18 protein-coding genes are annotated in these 18,030 nt (G+C 73.8%); 9 read left to right on the top strand and 9 right to left on the bottom strand.

Annotated features, from left to right (window positions below; all coding sequences use genetic code 11):
* Window positions 1–35 precede the first annotated feature (35 nt).
* Window positions 36–1,517 (bottom strand): alpha/beta hydrolase family protein, encoded by a 1,482-nt coding sequence (locus DSZ44_RS00435; protein WP_258369117.1) that lies wholly within the window; start codon window positions 1,515–1,517, stop codon window positions 36–38.
* A 332-nt stretch (window positions 1,518–1,849) separates the two neighbouring features.
* On the opposite strand from DSZ44_RS00435, the gene DSZ44_RS00430 reads away from it, so the two are divergent.
* Complete coding sequence (locus DSZ44_RS00430; protein ID WP_146237444.1) at window positions 1,850–2,818, top strand: hypothetical protein; 969 nt, start codon at window positions 1,850–1,852, stop codon at window positions 2,816–2,818.
* An 87-nt stretch (window positions 2,819–2,905) separates the two neighbouring features.
* On the opposite strand, the gene era is transcribed toward DSZ44_RS00430, so the two are convergent.
* The 7 genes from era to hrcA form a co-directional block, all read right to left on the bottom strand.
* A complete protein-coding gene (gene era / locus DSZ44_RS00425; protein WP_110850633.1) occupies window positions 2,906–3,811 on the bottom strand; it encodes a GTPase Era in 906 nt (301 codons plus the stop codon).
* Window positions 3,808–5,112, bottom strand: a complete 1,305-nt coding sequence (locus DSZ44_RS00420; protein ID WP_110850632.1) for a hemolysin family protein — start codon at window positions 5,110–5,112, stop codon at window positions 3,808–3,810. The genes era and DSZ44_RS00420 overlap by 4 nt, the downstream gene beginning before the upstream one ends.
* 1 nt (window position 5,113) lies before the next feature.
* On the bottom strand, window positions 5,114–5,566 hold the full coding sequence (ybeY, locus tag DSZ44_RS00415; RefSeq protein ID WP_110850631.1) for an rRNA maturation RNase YbeY: 453 nt from the start codon (window positions 5,564–5,566) through the stop codon (window positions 5,114–5,116).
* Window positions 5,563–6,609, bottom strand: coding sequence for a PhoH family protein (locus DSZ44_RS00410; RefSeq protein ID WP_110850630.1), 1,047 nt, complete (start codon window positions 6,607–6,609; stop codon window positions 5,563–5,565). Before DSZ44_RS00410 ends, ybeY begins: the two co-directional genes overlap by 4 nt.
* A gap of 202 nt (window positions 6,610–6,811) precedes the next feature.
* Window positions 6,812–7,570: a 16S rRNA (uracil(1498)-N(3))-methyltransferase gene (locus DSZ44_RS00405; protein ID WP_110850629.1), complete on the bottom strand. Its 759-nt coding sequence runs from the start codon at window positions 7,568–7,570 to the stop codon at window positions 6,812–6,814.
* Window positions 7,570–8,694 carry a molecular chaperone DnaJ gene (gene dnaJ / locus DSZ44_RS00400; protein WP_110850628.1) on the bottom strand — a complete coding sequence of 375 codons (1,125 nt, stop codon included), beginning with the start codon at window positions 8,692–8,694 and terminating at the stop codon, window positions 7,570–7,572. The genes DSZ44_RS00405 and dnaJ overlap by 1 nt, the downstream gene beginning before the upstream one ends.
* 48 nt (window positions 8,695–8,742) lie before the next feature.
* Complete coding sequence (gene hrcA, locus DSZ44_RS00395; RefSeq protein WP_110850627.1) at window positions 8,743–9,759, bottom strand: heat-inducible transcriptional repressor HrcA; 1,017 nt, start codon at window positions 9,757–9,759, stop codon at window positions 8,743–8,745.
* A gap of 138 nt (window positions 9,760–9,897) precedes the next feature.
* Between hrcA and DSZ44_RS00390 the strand changes: the two genes are divergently transcribed.
* The 3 genes from DSZ44_RS00390 to DSZ44_RS00380 all read left to right on the top strand — a co-directional run bounded on the left by DSZ44_RS00390 (window position 9,898) and on the right by DSZ44_RS00380 (window position 13,639).
* Complete coding sequence (locus DSZ44_RS00390) at window positions 9,898–10,797, top strand: DUF3097 domain-containing protein (RefSeq protein WP_110850626.1); 900 nt, start codon at window positions 9,898–9,900, stop codon at window positions 10,795–10,797.
* Complete coding sequence (locus DSZ44_RS00385) at window positions 10,794–13,031, top strand: DEAD/DEAH box helicase (protein WP_110850625.1); 2,238 nt, start codon at window positions 10,794–10,796, stop codon at window positions 13,029–13,031. The genes DSZ44_RS00390 and DSZ44_RS00385 overlap by 4 nt, the downstream gene beginning before the upstream one ends.
* A gap of 278 nt (window positions 13,032–13,309) precedes the next feature.
* A complete protein-coding gene (locus DSZ44_RS00380) occupies window positions 13,310–13,639 on the top strand; it encodes a hypothetical protein (protein ID WP_110850624.1) in 330 nt (109 codons plus the stop codon).
* Between the two features lie 47 nt (window positions 13,640–13,686).
* Here DSZ44_RS00380 and DSZ44_RS00375 read toward each other — a convergent pair whose 3' ends face one another.
* Window positions 13,687–14,205, bottom strand: coding sequence for a DUF4825 domain-containing protein (locus tag DSZ44_RS00375; RefSeq protein ID WP_146237443.1), 519 nt, complete (start codon window positions 14,203–14,205; stop codon window positions 13,687–13,689).
* 215 nt (window positions 14,206–14,420) lie between these two features.
* Between DSZ44_RS00375 and DSZ44_RS00370 the strand changes: the two genes are divergently transcribed.
* The 5 genes from DSZ44_RS00370 (at window position 14,421) to DSZ44_RS00355 (ending at window position 18,008) form a co-directional block, all read left to right on the top strand.
* Window positions 14,421–14,792, top strand: a complete 372-nt coding sequence (locus tag DSZ44_RS00370) for a rhodanese-like domain-containing protein (protein ID WP_110850622.1) — start codon at window positions 14,421–14,423, stop codon at window positions 14,790–14,792.
* Window positions 14,789–16,501, top strand: a complete 1,713-nt coding sequence (locus DSZ44_RS00365) for an FAD-dependent oxidoreductase (protein ID WP_110850621.1) — start codon at window positions 14,789–14,791, stop codon at window positions 16,499–16,501. Before DSZ44_RS00370 ends, DSZ44_RS00365 begins: the two co-directional genes overlap by 4 nt.
* Window positions 16,502–16,532: 31 nt before the next feature.
* Window positions 16,533–16,649 carry a DUF8730 family Cys-rich protein gene (locus DSZ44_RS19075; RefSeq protein ID WP_502530273.1) on the top strand — a complete coding sequence of 39 codons (117 nt, stop codon included), beginning with the start codon at window positions 16,533–16,535 and terminating at the stop codon, window positions 16,647–16,649.
* Window positions 16,650–17,085: 436 nt separating this feature from the next.
* Window positions 17,086–17,403: a hypothetical protein gene (locus tag DSZ44_RS00360; protein WP_110850620.1), complete on the top strand. Its 318-nt coding sequence runs from the start codon at window positions 17,086–17,088 to the stop codon at window positions 17,401–17,403.
* A 209-nt stretch (window positions 17,404–17,612) separates the two neighbouring features.
* On the top strand, window positions 17,613–18,008 hold the full coding sequence (locus tag DSZ44_RS00355; RefSeq protein ID WP_110850619.1) for a DUF302 domain-containing protein: 396 nt from the start codon (window positions 17,613–17,615) through the stop codon (window positions 18,006–18,008).
* Window positions 18,009–18,030 lie beyond the last annotated feature (22 nt).

Below are 18,030 nucleotides of genomic sequence, written 5' to 3'. Positions count from 1 at the left end.
AGGGGGATCCTACGGGAGCGCGGAAGGCGCCGCGGTCACCAGACCGTGGGGAAGACGCCCCAGTAGCCGGCGGCGAGGAGCAGGACGAGCGCCCCGAGGTGGACGCCGACGAGCGTGATCGTGCCGACCGTCCCGGTGCGCATGCCGCTGCGCCGCACGCGCAGCCACGTGGTGGCCGACCAGACGCCCACCGCCGTCGTCCCGATGGCCACGGCCTGCACCCCGAGCCAGCCGCCCTGGACGGCGACGTCGTTCGTCTCGTAGTTGAGCGCGAGGTCCGCGACGACCAGGAGGTAGGAGATGAACAGCGTCCACACGGCGAGCACCCCCATCGCGAGCGCCGCCGTGGCGCGGGCCAGCGGCGCGGGCAGCGGCTCGCTGGGGCGGCGCACGAACCGGGTGAGCAGCCAGAGCACCGGCCCCAGGGCGAGGAGCGCGACCGGGCCGACGAGGGTGAGGACGATCATGTCGCCCGACGCGTACCAGCGGGGGCTGTCGACCGGGTCGGCGCGGAAGCGCTGCTCGGGCTGGCCGCCGGCGATGCGCGGCTGGGCGTCGGCGGTCTCGGGCAGGCCCTGCACCCACCGGGCCAGGGCGTCCGGGAAGCCGGGGGCGAGCGCGTCGTCGATGCGGATGCCGTGGTTGGCGCCCTCGAAGTAGCGCACCGTGTAGCCGCCGTTGCCCGCCTCGGTGAGGTCGGCGATGACCTTGGCGGGGGCCTGGACGACCGGCATCGACACGTCCTCGGTGCCGTAGACCATGAGGACGGGCTGGTCCATGCGCTGCTGGTAGGGGCTGACGTCGAAGTCGGCGTAGACGAAGCCGCCGCCGGGGATCTCGCTTCCCAGCAGCCGGGGCACCGCGCGCAGCAGCTGCTCCGGGGCGCCGAGGTTGCGCAGGTAGGTGTCGGTGGCGAGGGCGAACTGCTCCCGCGCGGGGACGACGGGCGCGGAGACGAGGACGACGTGGGCCACCTCGGGGTGCTCCGCGGCGGCGACCGGGGCGACGAAGGCGCCCTCGCTCTCGGCGTAGAAGCCCACCCGGTCCGGGTCCACGCCCGGCCGGGCCGCGAGCGCCCGCCAGCTGTGCATGTAGTCCTCGGCCATCGCCGGGTAGTCGCGGAAACGGGCGCTGTAGGTGTCCATCCGCTTGTCCGGGACCAGGGAGACGACGCCGGCGCTGGCGAGCGCCTCGGTGATCTGCCAGAAGTTGTCGTGGGTGGCGGTCCCGGCGCCGTGCATGAAGACGAGGCCGGGGCGTGGGCCGGGCGCGCCGACGGGTTCGTGGACGGTCGCCCGGACGGTGGCGCCGTCGAGCTCGACGGTGAAGCTCTCCGTGCGGGTCTCGTAGGTGCCGACCGGGTCGGTGGCGACGTCGCCGCCGATCGCGACGTCGGGCGTCTGGACGACGAGGGTCTGCTGCAGCGGCTGCGGGTGCCAGCCGGGCCCGGCGACGGTGCCGATGAGCCCGAACAGCAGGACCGCGACCACCGTCACGGCGACTCTCCACGACCTCACCGAGCCAGGGTAGACGCACCCCCACCCACCCCACCCCCGCCGCCCCTCCGTCCCCCCCTCCGCCGAATACGCACATACGGTCAGCAGGGTGGCCTCGGAACGCCTGAAACTCGCCCGTATGTGCGTACTCGCAGGAAGGCGGGGTGCTGCACATGTGCGGGGCGCGACACCGGTGTCCACCGGGCCGCGACACCGTCGACGCTCGCGGGTGCGGCCGCGTCGATGATCTCCCCATGGGCCTGGTCATCGAACCCCGCGGCGTTCCGACCGCCTCACTCACCTCGGTGGTCGGCAGACGTGCGGCGCGAGCAGCTCTGCGGTCGGGTGAGTCCGTGAGCGTGCGCCGGGGCGCACTGGTGCCACCACTGCCGGTGGGCAAGCACTGGGAGGAGGCAGAGAGCCACGCCCTGGCCATGATCGCCTCGACACGGAGCAAGCTGAGCAACGACGCTGCCTTCAGCCACGCCTCCGCAGCTCTCCTCCACGGGCTGTGGGTGCTGACCGTCCCTGAGCGTCCGGAAGTCAGCCAGAGCACCCGGCCGAACATGCACGCCAAGAGCTCCCTCTGGCGTCATCACGCGAGGCTCGCCCACAACGACGTGGCCACCCTCGACGGACTACGCGTCACGACGCTCGAACGCACGATCGCGGACTGTGCCCGCACCATGCGCCCACGAGACGCGCTCGCCGTCGCAGACAGCGGCATGCGCGCGATCCTCCACGCCGATCGACGCACCAAGGAGGCGGAGGTTGCGCGCGTCGCCGAGCTCCGGCGCCGCCTCCGGCACATGGTGGACACGGGACCACCGCGAGGCCGACGGCAGGCGCGTGCCGTCATCGCCGCTGCCGACCCGTACGCCGAGTCGCCGATGGAGACGGTGCTCCGATGGGTCGCCGTCTCCCGTGGCCTGCCCGCGCCCGAGGTGCAGATGCCGGTGCACACCCGTGGGGGGACCTTCTACGTCGACCTCGGATGGAGATGGACCCTGCGGCGCGCTGACGGCTCGACCGTCGTCTACGTCGTCCTCCTCGAGTACGACGGCGAGATCAAGTACGTGCCCGGTGAAGGGCTGGTCGACTCCGTCGACGGAGCAGTGGCCGCAGTCCTGGCGGAGAAGCACCGCGAGGACCTCATCCGCGAGAACCGGGACCACGTCCTGCGACGGTTCAGCAAGGGCGACGTGTTCGACCCGGACCGTGCGTTCGCCCGCATGCTGTCAGTGCTCCCGCGTGAGGTGCGCGCGGAGCTGACCCCCGTACCGGAGCTCCTCTACGGCACAGCCCTCCGCCCACACTCCTGAACGCGAGTACGCACTTACGGTCGATCTGATGCCCCGCCAGGGCGCCCAACGTGACCGTAGGTGCGTACTCGGCGGGAGGGGGCGGGGTTAGAAGCCCAGGCGGCCGAGGAGCTTGGGGTCGCGCTGCCAGTCCTTGGCGACCTTGACGTGGAGGTCGAGGTACACCCGCGTGCCGAGGAGCATCTCGATGCCGCGGCGGCTGCGGGTGCCGACCTCACGCAGGCGCGAGCCGGCGCGGCCGATGACGATGGCCTTCTGCGAGTCCCGCTCGACGTAGAGGTTGACGCGCACGTCGAGCAGGTCCTTGCGGCCCTCACGCTCGACGATCTCCTCGACGACGACGGCCAGCGAGTGGGGCAGCTCGTCGCGCACGCCCTCGAGGGCGGCCTCGCGGACGAGCTCGGCGATCATCACGACCTCCGGCTCGTCGGTGAGCTCCCCCTCGGGGTACAGCGGCGGCGACTCCGGCATCTGCGCGAGGAGGACGTCGGCGAGGACGTCGACCTGCTCGCCGCGCTTGGCCGAGACGGGCACGATCTCCGCCCAGTCGCCGAGCGCGTCGATCTCGAGGAGGTGCTCGGCCAGCCGCTCGCGGCCCACCGTGTCGCTCTTCGTGGCGACGGCGACGACGGGGGTGCGCAGCTCGGCGAGCTCGCGGGCGATGAACTTGTCACCGGGACCGATCCTCTCGTCGGCGGGCAGGCAGAAGACGACGACGTCGACCTCGCCCATCGTGTCGCGCACGAGGTCGTTGAGCCGCTCCCCCAGCAGGGTGCGCGGCCGGTGCAGGCCCGGGGTGTCGACGAGCACGAGCTGCCCGTCCTCGCGGTGGACGATGCCGCGCACGGCGTGCCGGGTCGTCTGGGGCCGGCCGGAGGTGATGGCCACCTTCTGTCCGACCAGCGCGTTCGTCAGGGTGGACTTGCCCGCGTTGGGGCGTCCGACCATCGAGGCGAACCCCGCTCGGTAGCCCTCGGGCCACGAGTACGTCATGAGCTCTCGTCCTCTTCGTCGTGCTCGGGCGCCTCGACGGCCCGCGCCAGGATGGTGGCGATCTGGCGGCGTCGCCCGCCCGCGCGCTCGGCCTGCAGGTGCAGACCGGCGACCTCGACCTCGGCCCCGGGGATCGGGACCTTGCCCAGCGCCTTGGCGAGCAGTCCGCCCGCGGAGTCGACGTCGTCGTCGTCGAGCTCGAGGCCGAAGAGCTCCCCGAGCTCGTCGACGGGCAGCCGCGCGGGCACCCGGACGAGGCCGTCGTCGAGCTCCTCGACGACGGGCTCAGCACGGTCGTGCTCGTCGGTGAGCTCACCGACGAGCTCCTCGAGGAGGTCCTCGATGGTGACCAGACCGGCGATGCCGCCGTACTCGTCGACGACCATCGCGATGTGGAAGTTCTTCGCCTGCATGTCGCGCAGCAGGTCGTCGACGAGGATCGTCTCGGGCACGAAGACGGCCTCACGGGCCACGGACTCGACGAGGTCGGAGCCGGCGTCGGGCCGCATGTGGGTCCGGCGCAGGACGTCCTTGAGGTAGAGGATGCCGCACACGTCGTCGACGGACTCCCCGACGACGGGCACGCGGGAGAACCCGGAGCGCACGAACAGGGCCAGGGCCTTGGTGAGCGGCCGGTCGGCGTCCATCGTCACCATGTCCGGCCGCGGCACCATGACCTCGCGCACGAGGGTGCTGCCGAGCTCGAACATCGACTGGAGCATCGTGCGCTCCTCGTCGGCGAGCTGCTCGGACTGGCTCACGCGGTCGACCATGTCACGCAGGTCCTCGGCGGCCTCCTCGCGCGCCTCGGCCTCCGTGAGCGTCGGCTTGGGCGTCAGCGCCCGGGCGACGGCGACGGCGGGGCGGGTGACGGCGAGGACGGCCCCGACGAGGGGCAGCAGGGCGTGCAGCACCCGCCCGGGCTGGCGGGTGCCCAGCCGCCGCGGCCCGGAGCCGGCGACGACCGCCACGAGCAGGGCCGTGACGACGACGGCGGTGAGCAGCACCTGCCACCACTCGGGCAGGAGGTCGGCGACGACGAGGGTGAGGGCGACCGCCGTCGTCATCTCCGCGAGGACGCGTGCCAGGGCCAGCGCGGGCAGCGCGTCCTCACGGGTGTCGGCGAGCCGCTCGACGCGCTCGGCGCGCGGCCGGTCGGCGACGTGCAGCTCGCTGAGCGCGGTGCGCCCGATGCGCCGCAGGGCGGCCTCGGCCGCGACCAGCACGGCGGTGAGGACGAGGGCGACGAGCGCGAGGACGAGCAGCCACCACTCGGGGATGTCGGAGAGCAGTCCGTCCATGTCAGCGCCCGGCGAGGAAGGTGAGCAGCAGCCGGCGCTGCAGCGCGAACATCTCCTTCTCCTCCTCGGGCTCGGCGTGGTCGTAGCCGAGGAGGTGGAGGATGCCGTGCGTCGTGAGGAGGAGGAGCTCCTCGGCGGTGCTGTGGCCGGCGGCCTTGGCCTGCGAGGCGGCGACCTCCGGGCACAGCACGATGTCACCGAGCATGCCCTCGACGGGCTCCTCGCCCGGCCGGCCGGGACGCAGCTCGTCCATGGGGAAGGACAGGACGTCGGTGGGGCCCGGCTCGTCCATCCACTTGACGTGGAGCTCGGTCATGACGTCGCTGGTGACGAACATGATCGACAGCTCGGCCTGCGGGTGCACGTGCATCTGCTCGAGGACGTAGCTCGCGAGCGCGGAGAACTCCGCCTCGTCGACCTCGTAGCCGGACTCGTTGGCGACCTCGGTGCTCATGCTCGTCCCTCCCGGCGCGCGCCGGTCCGTCGCTGTGCGCGGTTGCCGCCGCTCGGTCCGGCGTCCCACCGCTCGTAGGCGTCGATGATCTCCGAGACCAGGCGGTGGCGGACGACGTCCGCCGAGGTGAGGCGGCAGAACGCGACGTCCTCGATGCCGTCGAGGATGTCCTCCACCACCCGCAGCCCGGAGGAGGTGCCGCTGGGCAGGTCGACCTGGGTGACGTCACCGGTGACGACGACGCGTGAGTTGAACCCGAGCCGGGTGAGGAACATCTTCATCTGCTCGGGCGAGGTGTTCTGGGCCTCGTCGAGGATGATGAAGGCGTCGTTGAGCGTGCGCCCGCGCATGTAGGCGAGCGGGGCGACCTCGATGGTGCCGGCGGCCATGAGCTTGGGGATCGACTCGGGGTCGAGCATGTCGTGCAGCGCGTCGTACAGCGGACGCAGGTACGGGTCGATCTTGTCGTTGAGCGTGCCGGGCAGGTAGCCCAGCCGCTCCCCCGCCTCGACGGCGGGGCGGGTGAGGACGATCCGGTTGACGCGCTTGGACTGCAGGGCGTGCACGGCCTTGGCCATGGCGAGGTAGGTCTTGCCGGTGCCGGCCGGGCCCACGCCGAAGGTGATCGTGTGCTCGTCGATCGCGTCGACGTACGTCTTCTGGCCCAGCGTCTTGGGGCGGATGGTGCGACCGCGGCTGGAGAGGATGTCGAGGGTGAGGATGTCGGCGGGCCGCTCGCCGGTGGGCGCGGTGAGCATGCGGATGGCGCGCTCGACGGCGTCGGCGGTCAGCGCCTGCCCGCTGCGGGCGACCGCGGCGAGCTCGTCGACCAGGCGCTCGGCGAGCGCGACGTCCCCGGCGGGGCCGGAGAAGGACACGACGTTGCCGCGCACGTGGATGTCGACGGCGGGAAAGCCCGACTCGACGGCCCGCAGGACCTCGTCACGCTGGCCGAGGAGGAAGACCATGGGCACGTCGTCGGGGATCGTGATCTGGTGCTGGAGCACCGCGTCCGTCCTGGACGCGTCGTCGCTGTGTGGCATGGGCAGGGGCGTGGCCCCGTTTCCTCCTGGCTGGGGGTGAAGACGTACGAAAGAGCATAACGGCGAGGGCCACCGGAAACTTCCCGTCCCTCACCTTCCCCCGAGACGTCGTCCCCCGGAACCGTCGCAGGTGGTGGGCTGAGCGACGGTCCGCCGGCCATCACCGTCAGTCAGGTCACCAAGTGCGACGTCGGGGGGCGCGTCAGGACCAGCGGCCGAGGCGGTCCGAGAGGAGGGCGGCGGCCACCGGGCCGGCCGTGGAGGTGCGCATGACGTGCGGGCCGAGGCGGACGACGACGGCGCCACGCTCGGTCAGGTCGCTCACCTCCCGCTGGCTCAGGCCACCCTCGGGGCCGACGACGAGCAGCACCTCGCCCGCCTCCGGCAGCGCGACGGTGGACAGCGGCACGGTCGCCTCCTCGTGGAGGACGACGACAGCGCCCCCGCCGTCGACGACGGACGCGACCCGGGCGAGCAGCTGCGTGCCGACAACGAGCTCCTCGACCTCCGGCAGGCGGGCGCGGCGGGACTGCTTGGTCGCGGCGAGCGCGACGGCCTGCCACCGCTCGCGCCCCTTGACGGCCTTCTTCCCGGCCCACACGGACACGCAGCGCTCGCTCTGCCACGGCAGCACGGCGTCGATCCCCACCTCGGTGGCGGTCTCCACCGCCTGCTCGTCACGCCCGCCCTTGGCCAGGGCCTGGACGAGGACGAGCCGCACCGCGGGCGCGGGCTCGCGGGTGACCTCGGTGACGGCGACGGCGAGCTCCTCCCCCGCGGCGGTGGTGACCTCTCCGCGGGCTCGCGTGCCCTCGCCGTCGACGACGTCGACCACCTCACCGGCCCGCACGCGCCGCACGGAGACGGCGTGGCGCGCCTCGGGACCGCGGACGGTGAGCACCGCCCCGGCGCGTGCCGCGGCAAGGTCCTCGGGCGCGCCGAGGAAGACGGGCGCGCTCATCAGCGGCCGGAGAAGCGGTCCCGCAGGCGGGAGAAGACGCCACTGGACGCGGGGGCAAGGCGGGGCTCGGCCCGCTCCTCCCCGCGGAGCGTGGCGAGCTCCGCGATCAGCTCGCGCTGACGGTCGTCGAGAGCGGTCGGCACCTCGACGTCGACCTGCACCTTGAGGTCGCCGCGTCCGGGGCCGTTGAGGCGGCCCACACCCAGCCCCTCGAGGGTGATGACCTCCTCGGGCTGGGTGCCGGGCGCGATGTCGATCTCCTCGGGACCGTCGAAGGTCTCCAGGTGCAGGACGGTGCCGAGCGTGGCGGCCGTCATGGGGATCTCGACGCGGGCGTAGAGGTCGTCACCGCGCCGGGCGAAGACCGGGTGGTTGCGGACCTTGAGCTCGACGTAGAGGTCGCCGGCGGGGCCGCCCCCGGGGCCGACCTCGCCGCTGCCGGTCAGCTTGATCCGGTTGCCGGTGTCGACGCCCGCGGGCACCGAGACGGGGATCGTGCGGCGGTTGCGCACGCGTCCCTGGCCGGAGCACTCGGGGCAGGGGTCGGGGATGGTCGTGCCGTGGCCGCCGCACGCGGAGCAGGGCGAGGTCGTCATGACGTTGCCGAGGAAGGAGCGCGCCACCCGCTGGACCGAGCCGCGGCCGTGGCACACGGCGCAGGTCTGCACGCTCGTGCCGGGGCGGGTGCACGTGCCGTTGCAGGTGCCGCACAGGACGGCGGTGTCGACCTGGACCTCCTCGTCGACGCCGAAGACGGCGTCCCGCAGCTCGATCTCGAGGCGGATGAGGGCGTCCTGGCCGCGTCGCCCGCGCGGCGCGGGGCCGCGGCTCGCGCCGCCGGCGGCACCGAAGAAGGTCTCGAAGATGTCGGAGAAGCCGAAGCCGGCCCCGGCCCCGCCCCCGCCGTTGCCGCCGAGCGCCGACTCCCCGCCGAGGTCGTACATCTGGCGCTTCTCGGGGTTGGACAGGACCTCGTAGGCGCGCCCGACCTCCTTGAAGCGGTCCTCGGCGTCCGGCCCGGCGACGTCCGGGTGGAGCTTGCGCGCCATCTTTCGGTAGGCGCGCTTGATCTCCTCCTGCGTCGCGGTACGCGGCACGCCGAGGATCTCGTAGTAGTCGTTCACCAGGTCACTTCCTGTGGGGGGTCTTCGGGCAGGTGTGTCGTGGGCCGGTCAGCCGGCGAGGATCCGCGAGAGGTAGCGGGCCACGGCCCGGACGGAGGTCATGGCCGAGGGGTAGTCCATGCGCGTGGGGCCCAGCACACCGAGGCGGGCGACCCCCTCGCCACTCCCCCCACCGTAGGCGGTCGCCACGATCGACGCCTCGGACAGCGACTCATGACGGTTCTCCTCACCGATGCTCACGGCGACGGCGTCGTCCTCGGCCATCTCCTGAAGCAGCCGCAGGAGGATCACCTGCTCCTCGAGGGCCTCCAGGACGGGGCCGATGGTGCGGGAGAAGTCGACGTCGGAGCGGGCGAGGTTGGCGGTGCCCGCCATGACGATGCGTTCCTCGGCGTCCATCCGCAGCGTCTCGGTCAGCGCCTCGACGACGCGGGCGACGAGCGGCCGGTGCTCGGGGGCGAAGCGGTTCGAAGTGTGCTCGAGCGCCGAGCCGATGTCCGCGGCGCGGCGCCCGATGCTGCCGGCGTTGATACGCGCGCGGAGCTCGGCGACGACGCCGAGGTCGAGCGGGGCGTCGACCTCCAGCGCCCGCTGCTCCACGCGTCCGGCGTCGGTGATGATGACGACGAGCAGCCGGTGCTCGGAGAGCGGCACGAGCTCGACGTGCCGCAGCGCGGAGTTGCGCAGCGAGGGGTACTGGACGACGGCGACCTGGTGGGTGAGCTGGGCGAGCAGGCGCACGGTGCGCTCGACGACGTCGTCGAGGTCGACGGCGCCCTCGAGGAGGTGCTGGATGGCGCCCCGCTCGGCCGGTGACAGCGGCTTGAAGGTGGACAGCTGGTCCACGAAGAGGCGGTAGCCCTTGTCGGTGGGCACGCGGCCGGCGGAGGTGTGCGGCTGGTGGATGTACCCGCTCTCCTCCAGGACGGCCATGTCGTTGCGGATCGTCGCCGGGGAGACCCCGAGCGAGTGGCGCTCGACCAGCGCCTTGGAGCCCACCGGCTCACGGGTGTGGACGTAGTCCTCGACGATGGCTCTCAGCACGTCGAGTCGGCGGTCAGCCAACGGGTTCCTCCTTACGGCGCTCGTGGCCGGCTCGGTGACGGGCCGGCGGTCAGCACTCACCGGCCCGGAGTGCTAATTCTACGCGCCACGCCCCCGAGTGTCTCGTGACCTCTCCCACCGCGCGCCTACCCTGCCGGGGTGAAGGATCGCTACGGCTCGGACGTCCTGTCCTCCGACCCCCACCGCACCGGTGCCCACGCCCACCGTCCCACGGTCCGCGACGAGCCCGCCGAGCTCGGCCTGGTCGTCGAGGACGTCGAGACCGGCTGGGTCGGGGCGGTGACCGCCGTGGAGAAGTCCGGCGGGATGCACGTCGTCGTCCTCGAGGACCGCAGGGGACGCACCCGCACCTTCCCGCTCGGCTCGGGCTTCTGGGTGGACGGCAAGCCGGTGCACCTCGTGCCGCCCGCGCGCCGGGCAGCACCCCGCGGCCCGGTGACGGCCGGGGGCCGTCGGCTCACGGCGTCGGGCTCGATCGCGGTCGACACGAGCCGCGCGCGGGTCGCGCGCGCCTCGCGGATCTGGGTCGAGGGGCGGCACGACGCCGAGCTCGTCGAGCGCGTGTGGGGGGACGACCTGCGCGTGGAGGGCGTCGTCGTCCAGCTGCTCGAGGGCGTGGACAACCTCGCCGAGGTGCTCGCCGACTTCGCGCCCGGGCCCACGCGCCGCGCCGGCGTGCTCGTCGACCATCTCGTGCAGGGCTCGAAGGAGACCCGGCTGGTGCAGGAGGCGCTGCGCTCGCTCGGCCGCTCGGCCGGGCACGTCAAGGTGCTCGGGCACCCGTACGTCGACGTCTGGCAGGCCGTGCGCCCCGAGCGGGTGGGGCTCGAGGCGTGGCCGGACGTGCCGCGCGGCACCGACATCAAGTACGGGACGCTCGCCGCGCTCGGGTGGCCGCACGCCGACCAGGCCGACGTCGCCCGCGGCTGGAAGCGGATCCTCGGCACCGTGCGGAGCTACAAGGACCTCTCCCCCGCCCTGCTCGGGCGGATGGAGGAGCTCATCGACTTCGTCACCGAGGTGCCGGACCAGCGATGACGACGACGGCGGTCCGGCCCGGCGCCGACGCCCGGGAGCTCCTCGCGGAGCGGGCCGAGCTGGCGCAGGCCGCCGCCGCGGTGCTGCACGAGGAGGCGCGGCTGCGGGACGGCGTCGTCGCGCTCGTCGACGGGTACCGGGACGGGCGGGTCCGCGCCGAGCTCGGGGGGATCGAGGTCGGCCGGCTGCGGGAGACGACCGAGCGCAACCTGCGGCTGCAGGCCCTGGAGGACGCCGGGGTGCGGACGGTCCGGGACGTCCTGGACGCCGGCGCGGAGCAGCTGGAGGCGCTGGACGGGGTGGGGCCGCACACCGCGCGGGCGGCGGCCGCCGCGGCGCACCGGCTGGCCGAGACGTTCCGCGCGGGCGTGCCGGTGCGGATCGAGCCCCGCAGCGACGGGCCGCTCGGCCTGGGGCTCGCGTCCCTGCTCTACCGGCTGGACCGGCTGTCCGGGCCGCTGGGGGCGCACCGTGACGAGCTGGCCGACGTCGCCACGACGGTCGCGGGACAGGTGCGCCAGGCGGCACCGGCACGCAGCCGGCTCGGGCTGCTGCTGCGCCTGCCCAGCACCCGCGAGCGCGCCCGGGAGGCGCTGGAGGCGCTCGCCCGGTGGGAGCCCTGGCTCACCGCGACCGGCCTGCCCCGGACGGTGCGCGAGCTCACCGCGCTCCTCGCCGAGCCCGGCCCCCTCACCGTGTGGGAGCACCTCGAGCAGCACACCGCCCGCTACTACGCGCTGCTCGACGAGCTCGTGCCCGGGCTCGGCGGCACCGCTGCCCAGGGCACCCTGCCCGCCGAGCTCGTCGAGCGGATCAGCGCCTTCCCGCTGGACGAGTCGCCGCTGCGCGCCCGGCTGCGTGGCTACCAGGTCTTCGGCGCGAAGTTCGCGCTCAACCAGGGCCGCGCGCTCATCGGCGACGAGATGGGCCTGGGCAAGACCGTCCAGGCCATCGCCGTCATGGCCCACCTCGCGGCGACCGGCGAGGACCGGGCGCTCGTCGTGTGCCCGGCGAGCGTCGTCGTCAACTGGTGCCGCGAGGTGACGCTCCACAGCGAGCTGCGCGTCCACCGCGTCCACGGCCCCGGCCGCGAGGACGCGCTGGCCGCCTGGCACCGCGACGGCGGCATCGCCGTCACGACTTTCGCCACCCTCCCCACCATCCCCCTCCCCGCCACCCCGGCACCCACCCCCCTCCCGCCGAGCGCTGAGTTGTTACCGCCCGCGCCCGCCCTCCTCGTCGTCGACGAGGCGCACTACGCGAAGAACCCCCGGGCGCAGCGCAGCCAGCAGGTCGCCGCCTGGGCCGAGCGGACCCCGCGGGCGCTGTTCCTCACCGGCACCGCGCTGCTCAACCGGGTCGAGGAGCTGCTCTCGCTGGCCCGCCTCCTCCAGCCCGAGGTCGTCGCCGCGATCCCCCCGCACCTCGGCCTCGCGGGCGCCGACACCTTCCGCCGTCACCTCGCCCCGGTCTACCTGCGCCGCAACCTCGACGACGTGCTCGTCGAGCTGCCGCCACGGATGGTCGTGGACGAGTGGGAGACCATGACGCCGACGGCGGAGCGGCGCTACCGGGCGGCCGTCGCCGCCGGCAACCTCATGGCGATGCGCCGGGCCGACCTCACCGTCCCCGATCCGGCCGACTCCGCGAAGCTCGAGCGGCTGCTCGAGATCGTCGCGGAGGCGCGCGACGGCGGGCAGCGCGTCGTCGTCTTCTCCTACTTCCTCGACGTCGTGGCCCGGGTGGCCGAGCAGGTGGAGCGGCTGGGCGGGGTGCAGGCCTTCGGGCCGATCACGGGCTCGGTGCCTGCGGCCGAGCGGCAGGAGATCGTCGACGCCTTCACGGTAGGGCCGCCCGGCGCGGTGCTCGTGAGCCAGATCGGCGCGGGCGGGGTGGGGCTCAACGTCCAGGCGGCGAGCGTCGTCGTCATCTGCGAGCCGCAGCTCGTCCCGGCCGTCGAGGACCAGGCGATCGGCCGGGTGCACCGGATGGGCCAGCAGCGCCCGGTCCAGGTGCACCGCCTGCTCACCGAGGACAGCGTCGACGAGCGCATCGAGGAGCTGCTCGCCGGCAAGCGACAGGTGTTCGACGCCTACGCCGGGGAGTCGAGCCTGGCCCAGGAGGCGCTCGGCGCCGTCGACGTCACCGAGGCCGAGCTCGCGACACGGGTCGTCGCCGCCGAGCAGGCGCGCCTCGGCTACGGCCCGGTGTGGGACGAGCTCGAGGGCGTCTGAGCGACCGTTCCGCGCCTCGGCGCCTCGTCCACGACGTACGGCCCTCCTCGCCGGGTCCGCGCCGCCTCCACCTGGGCTGCGCCGGGCGGACTCACCGCTTCCCGGGACGCGCCGGGATGACGGATGATGCAGCCATGCCCGTGGTCCGCCTCCTCACCGTCGTGGACGTCGAGGACCGCCGAGACACTGCCAGCGCCCCGGTTCGGAGCCCTTCAGCCCCGGAGCACGCTCGTCCCGGGTGGGCACCAGCCCCTCCCTCTCCTCCTCCCCACGCCGGCGTGGCCTCGTTCTCCGCGCTGCTCGTTGCCGTCCTCGACGACGGTCGCCGCCTGACCCTGCTCGACGATCGGGGGTGGACAGTGGGTGGACCGGGCGACGTGTGGCAGCACATGTCGGCGACGACGGTCGCCGCGACGGCGCGGACGGTTGTCGGGCCGGACGAGCCCTTCGGGGATCAGACGGCGCAGGACGCGGAGGCCGACCACTGGGAGGGTCTTGCCGGCGTCCTCGGTCGGCAGGGCGTCCGCACAGCAGCCCGAGAGCTGAGCGACCTGCCCCACGACGTCGAGCTGAGCGGCCGGCTGCTGGCTCGCCTGAACGGCCCCTGACGCTGCGAGGAGTGCCCGTCCTCGCAGCGCACGCACCTGCGGCGGGGTCAGGTGCTCTCGAGACGTTCGACGAGGTCTGTCAGACCGTCTGCCGTTGCCCCCAGCTCCGCCACGGGTGATCCGAACAAGGCATCGGCCTCGGCTCGGCTGAGCATGCCGTCAGACTCCTGGCCCGAGAGCTCCGGCAGCGTCCAGCGGACCTCGTCGACGTTGTCGATCGTCGCCAGGAGGAGAGCCGCGCGGTCGGCCATCAGGCCGTCCGCGACGTCGGCCGTGACACCGTCCGCGACGGAGGAGAAGTGCACGACCAGCTCGTAGGGCCGTTCGTCGGTGCGCAGCTCGAGCGTCGACTCGCCCACGGCGTCGGGGCGGGTCGCACCGACGAGGGCGACCACCCGACTGTTGTCGCCCAGGTGGGGCGTGCGGTTGGCCTCGAGGGAGGCGACGTCGACGGCGTCGCGCAGCACCGTCGACGCCGGCACGTCCGCCCGGTCGCCCGAGCCGGCGCACCCGGCGAGCACGAGCAGCGCCCCTCCCGCCGCGAGCGCGCACCCCAGATTTCTCATGCCGTCAGCGTCCCACGCCTTCAGGTCACCGTGGGGCACGTTCCGCCGATGTCAGCACAGGCCCTCCCCTCGGTCGTCGGCTCCTCGACCACGGTGGGGGTCGGCTCCGGCGCGGCCGTCGCCTCGGTCGACGCCGTCGGAGTCTCGACGGCGTCACCGCCTCCGGTGAGCACCCTCACCGAGACAACACATACCCCCGGGGGTATAGTGGGGCCATGACCACATCAACACGATCCACGTGGCTGCGTGCCCTGCTGGGCCGCGGCCGTGACACCAGCACCCTGGGATCATCCGTATCCGCCGCTCGCGCGGTCGAGCTCGTCCGGGAGGGCGCCGCCCTCGTCGACGTGCGGGAGAGCCACGAGTGGAGGGCGGGGCACGCCCCCCAGGCGATCCACGTCCCGCTCGGCAGGCTCGACTCCGCCCCGCGGCGCCTGCAGGCGGACTCCCCCGTCCTCGTCGTGTGCGCGAGCGGGATGCGCTCGCGCAGCGGCGCGAAGACGCTGCGCGCGGCCGGGTTCGACGCCGCCAGCGTCTCCGGCGGGATGACCGCCTGGGAGCAGGCCGGAGGGGCGGTGCGCCGATGACCGCCAGCGACCGCCGCCCGAGCCGGCGCATCGTCATCGTGGGCGGCGTCGCCGGCGGCATGAGCGCCGCCGCCCGCGCCCGTCGTCTGGACGAGCACGCCGAGATCGTCGTCCTCGAGCAGGGCGACCACGTGAGCTTCGCCAACTGCGGCCTGCCCTACCACCTGTCCGGCGAGATCGGCTCGCGCGAGGACCTGCTGCTCCACACCCCGCAGTCGCTCGCCCGCACCCTCAACCTCGACGTCCGCACCGGCCACCGGGTGACGGCGATCGACCGCGCCCGCCGCGAGGTCACCGTCGTCAGCGGCGTCACGACGGACCGGCTGGCCTACGACGCCCTGCTCCTCGCGCCGGGTGCCGTCGCCGTCCGCCCGCCGATCGAGGGTCTGGACCACCCGGCTGTCCACTCCCTGCGCACGATCCCCGACCTCGACCGTGTCACGGGCGCGGTCGACGCCGTCCTCGCCGAGCGAGAGCACACGCACGCCGTCGTCGTCGGTGCCGGCTTCATCGGGCTCGAGGCCGTCGAGGCACTCGCCGCCCGCGGGATGCGGGTCCAGCTCGTCGAGCTCGCCGACCACGTCCTGCCCCCGCTGGACGCGGAGCTCGCGCCGCTCCTCGCCGAGGAGCTGCGGGCCCACGGCGTGGACCTGCACCTCGGGGTCTCCGCCCAGTCCGTCGCCGACGCGCCGGACGGTGGCGCCACCGTGACCCTGTCCGACGGCAGCGTCCTGCCGGCCGACGTCGTCATCGTCAACGTCGGCGTGCGGCCGGCGAGCGCGCTCGCCGAGGAGGCGGGGCTCGAGCTCGGGGAGCGGGGCGCGATCCGCGTCGACACCGACCAGCGCACCTCCGACCCGCACATCTGGGCCGTCGGTGACGCCGTCGAGGTCCGCCAGGCCGTCACCGGCACGTCCGGGGCCGTCCCGCTGGCGGGCCCCGCGAACCGTCAGGGGCGGCGTGCCGCCGACGCCATCTGCGGCCACCGCACGACCCCGCAGCAGCCGGTCCTCGGCACGGCCGTCGTCCGCGTCTTCGGGCTCACGGCGGCGGTGACGGGCGCCAACCAGGCCGCCCTGCGCTCCGCCGGGATCGAGCACGAGGTCGTCCACCTCCACCCCGCCCACCACGCCGGGTACTACCCCGGCGCCGAGCAGGTCCACCTCGTCGCCAGCTTCGCGCCCGACGGTCGCCTCCTCGGTGCCCAGGCGGTCGGCCGGGCCGGGGTGGACAAGCGGGTCGACGTCCTCGCCACCGCCCTGCGCGCCGGGATGACCGCCGACGACCTCGCCGAGCTCGAGCTCGCCTACGCCCCGCCCTACGGCTCGGCGAAGGACCCGGTCAACATGCTGGGCTTCGTCGCGCAGAACGTCCTTGACGGCACCATGCCGCAGTGGCAGGCCTGGGACCTCGAGCAGGTGCGCGCCGAGTCGCTCGTGCTCGACGTCCGCTCGGCCGAGGAGTACGCGGGCGACCACCTCGACGGCGCTCTCCTCGTCCCGCACACCGAGCTGCGGGACCGGCTCGACGAGGTCCGCACCGCCGCCGAGGGCCGTCCGGTGGCCGTCCACTGCGCCAGCGGGGTCCGGTCCTACCTCGCCACCCGCATCCTGCGCGGGGAGGGGATCGACGCCCGCAACCTCTCCGGAGGCTGGCTCACCCTGCGCGCCGTGCGGCCCGCCGCCCTGTCCGACACCGTCGACGCCTGACACCACCACCCACACCACGAGGAGAACACCCATGTGCAGTCCCATCCGTTGCGCCACCTGCGGCAAGGTCACCTGGACCGGCTGCGGCATGCACGTCGACGAGGTCATGGCCGACGTCGAGCCGTCGGCCCGGTGCACGTGCCGTTGACCCAGGCCGTGGACGAGCGCCGGGGCGAGGCCCTCACCCGGCTCGAGACGGCCACCGGGGACGCTTCGCTGTGCGCCGTCTCCGTTGACGGCACCGCGCGTCCCGCGGTGAAGTACCACGAGGGCGCCGTCGCCGCCCTCGGCGACCTGCGCCGCCGGCTCTCCCGAGAGCCGGCGGACGCCGCGCTCCTCCACGCGCGTGCACACTGGCGCACGCTCGAGGACCGCGCGGACACGGCACCGTCGTGGGAGGCGTACCTCGCCGGCGCTGTGGACGCGCTCGACGACGTCGCCCACGCCGGTTCCGCACCCGCGGCCCCGGGCGGTGACCCGCTCGGCAAGGTCGCCTCTCTCGTCGCGGTCGACCGGTCACGTCCCGTGAGCCTGTCCGGTCCGCGCCCCCACGCCGCTGGACGCTGCGCCACACGGTGGCGACGGTGGCGCTCGCGCCGCTCCTCCTCACCCTCCTCCTCAGCGAGGGCGGCGGCTGGGACGCGACGCGCGCACCCCTGTGGACCGGGCTCGTGGCGCTCGCGGCCGTCGGCGGGGCCACGGTCCTGGCGACCTACGTCCCCACGCGCGGGCACCGCACCGTCGACCTCACGCCGTGCACGGTCGTCCCACTCGTGACCGTGCTCGCTGCCGGTTGGCTGCTCGGCGCCGAGCCGCACGCGGTGCCCGGCGCCCTTGGAGCCGTCGTCGCGGTCGGGTACGGCCTGGCCCACCGGCTGACGGGCACGCGCTGCCGCGCGTGAGCCCGCGCGGAACAACCGCACACGGCCGACCGTTGACATACCCGTAGGGGTATCATCGCATCGCGGGGACCAGGCCGGCAACGTCTCCCTCCCCGCTCTCACCGCCCTCCGTGACGGTGTCCCCGCCTTCTTCCAGCCAGGTCCGCGCGGAGCTGGCCGAGCAGTCCGCAGGCCGCAGCGCCTGATCGTCCACCGAGCAGGAGAACACCATGAGCTACGGAATCAGCACGACCGTGGAGCAGACCTTCGACGACACCATGGCGGCACTGCGCGCGGCGCTGTCCGAGCAGGGCTTCGGCATCCTCACCGAGATCGACATGGCCGCCACCCTCAAGCAGAAGCTGGACGTCGACATCCCGCCGCAGGTCATCCTCGGCGCCTGCAACCCGCCCCTGGCGCACCGCGCGCTCCAGGCGGAGGAGTCGATCGGGCTCCTCCTGCCGTGCAACGTCGTCGTCCGCTCCACGGGCGCGACGCGCACCGTCGTCGAGGCCCTCGACCCGCAGACCATGGTCGAGGTGACCGGCAACGACGCGCTCCACGCCGTCGCCGATGACGCCGCAGGACGCCTGCGCGCCGCCCTGGCAGCCCTGGCCGTGGCATGAGCACCGACGTGGCCGGACGTCG

This window comes from Georgenia satyanarayanai (assembly GCF_900116375.1).
Lineage (GTDB): Bacteria > Actinomycetota > Actinomycetes > Actinomycetales > Actinomycetaceae > Oceanitalea > Oceanitalea nanhaiensis.
This window is presented reverse-complemented; position numbering and strand designations above follow the sequence as displayed.

Bases quoted from the DNA above. Each gene is read 5' to 3' on its own strand.
- DSZ44_RS19075 (WP_502530273.1), top strand. From the start codon at position 16,533: ATGTGCAGTCCCATCCGTTGCGCCACCTGCGGCAAGGTCACCTGGACC.
- DSZ44_RS00355 (WP_110850619.1), top strand. From the start codon at position 17,613: ATGAGCTACGGAATCAGCACGACCGTGGAGCAGACCTTCGACGACACC.
- DSZ44_RS00375 (WP_146237443.1), bottom strand. From the start codon at position 14,205: ATGAGAAATCTGGGGTGCGCGCTCGCGGCGGGAGGGGCGCTGCTCGTG.
- DSZ44_RS00385 (WP_110850625.1), top strand. From the start codon at position 10,794: ATGACGACGACGGCGGTCCGGCCCGGCGCCGACGCCCGGGAGCTCCTC.
- DSZ44_RS00365 (WP_110850621.1), top strand. From the start codon at position 14,789: ATGACCGCCAGCGACCGCCGCCCGAGCCGGCGCATCGTCATCGTGGGC.
- DSZ44_RS00410 (WP_110850630.1), bottom strand. From the start codon at position 6,609: ATGCCACACAGCGACGACGCGTCCAGGACGGACGCGGTGCTCCAGCAC.
- era (WP_110850633.1), bottom strand. From the start codon at position 3,811: ATGACGTACTCGTGGCCCGAGGGCTACCGAGCGGGGTTCGCCTCGATG.
- DSZ44_RS00420 (WP_110850632.1), bottom strand. From the start codon at position 5,112: ATGGACGGACTGCTCTCCGACATCCCCGAGTGGTGGCTGCTCGTCCTC.
- DSZ44_RS00370 (WP_110850622.1), top strand. From the start codon at position 14,421: ATGACCACATCAACACGATCCACGTGGCTGCGTGCCCTGCTGGGCCGC.
- ybeY (WP_110850631.1), bottom strand. From the start codon at position 5,566: ATGAGCACCGAGGTCGCCAACGAGTCCGGCTACGAGGTCGACGAGGCG.
- DSZ44_RS00405 (WP_110850629.1), bottom strand. From the start codon at position 7,570: ATGAGCGCGCCCGTCTTCCTCGGCGCGCCCGAGGACCTTGCCGCGGCA.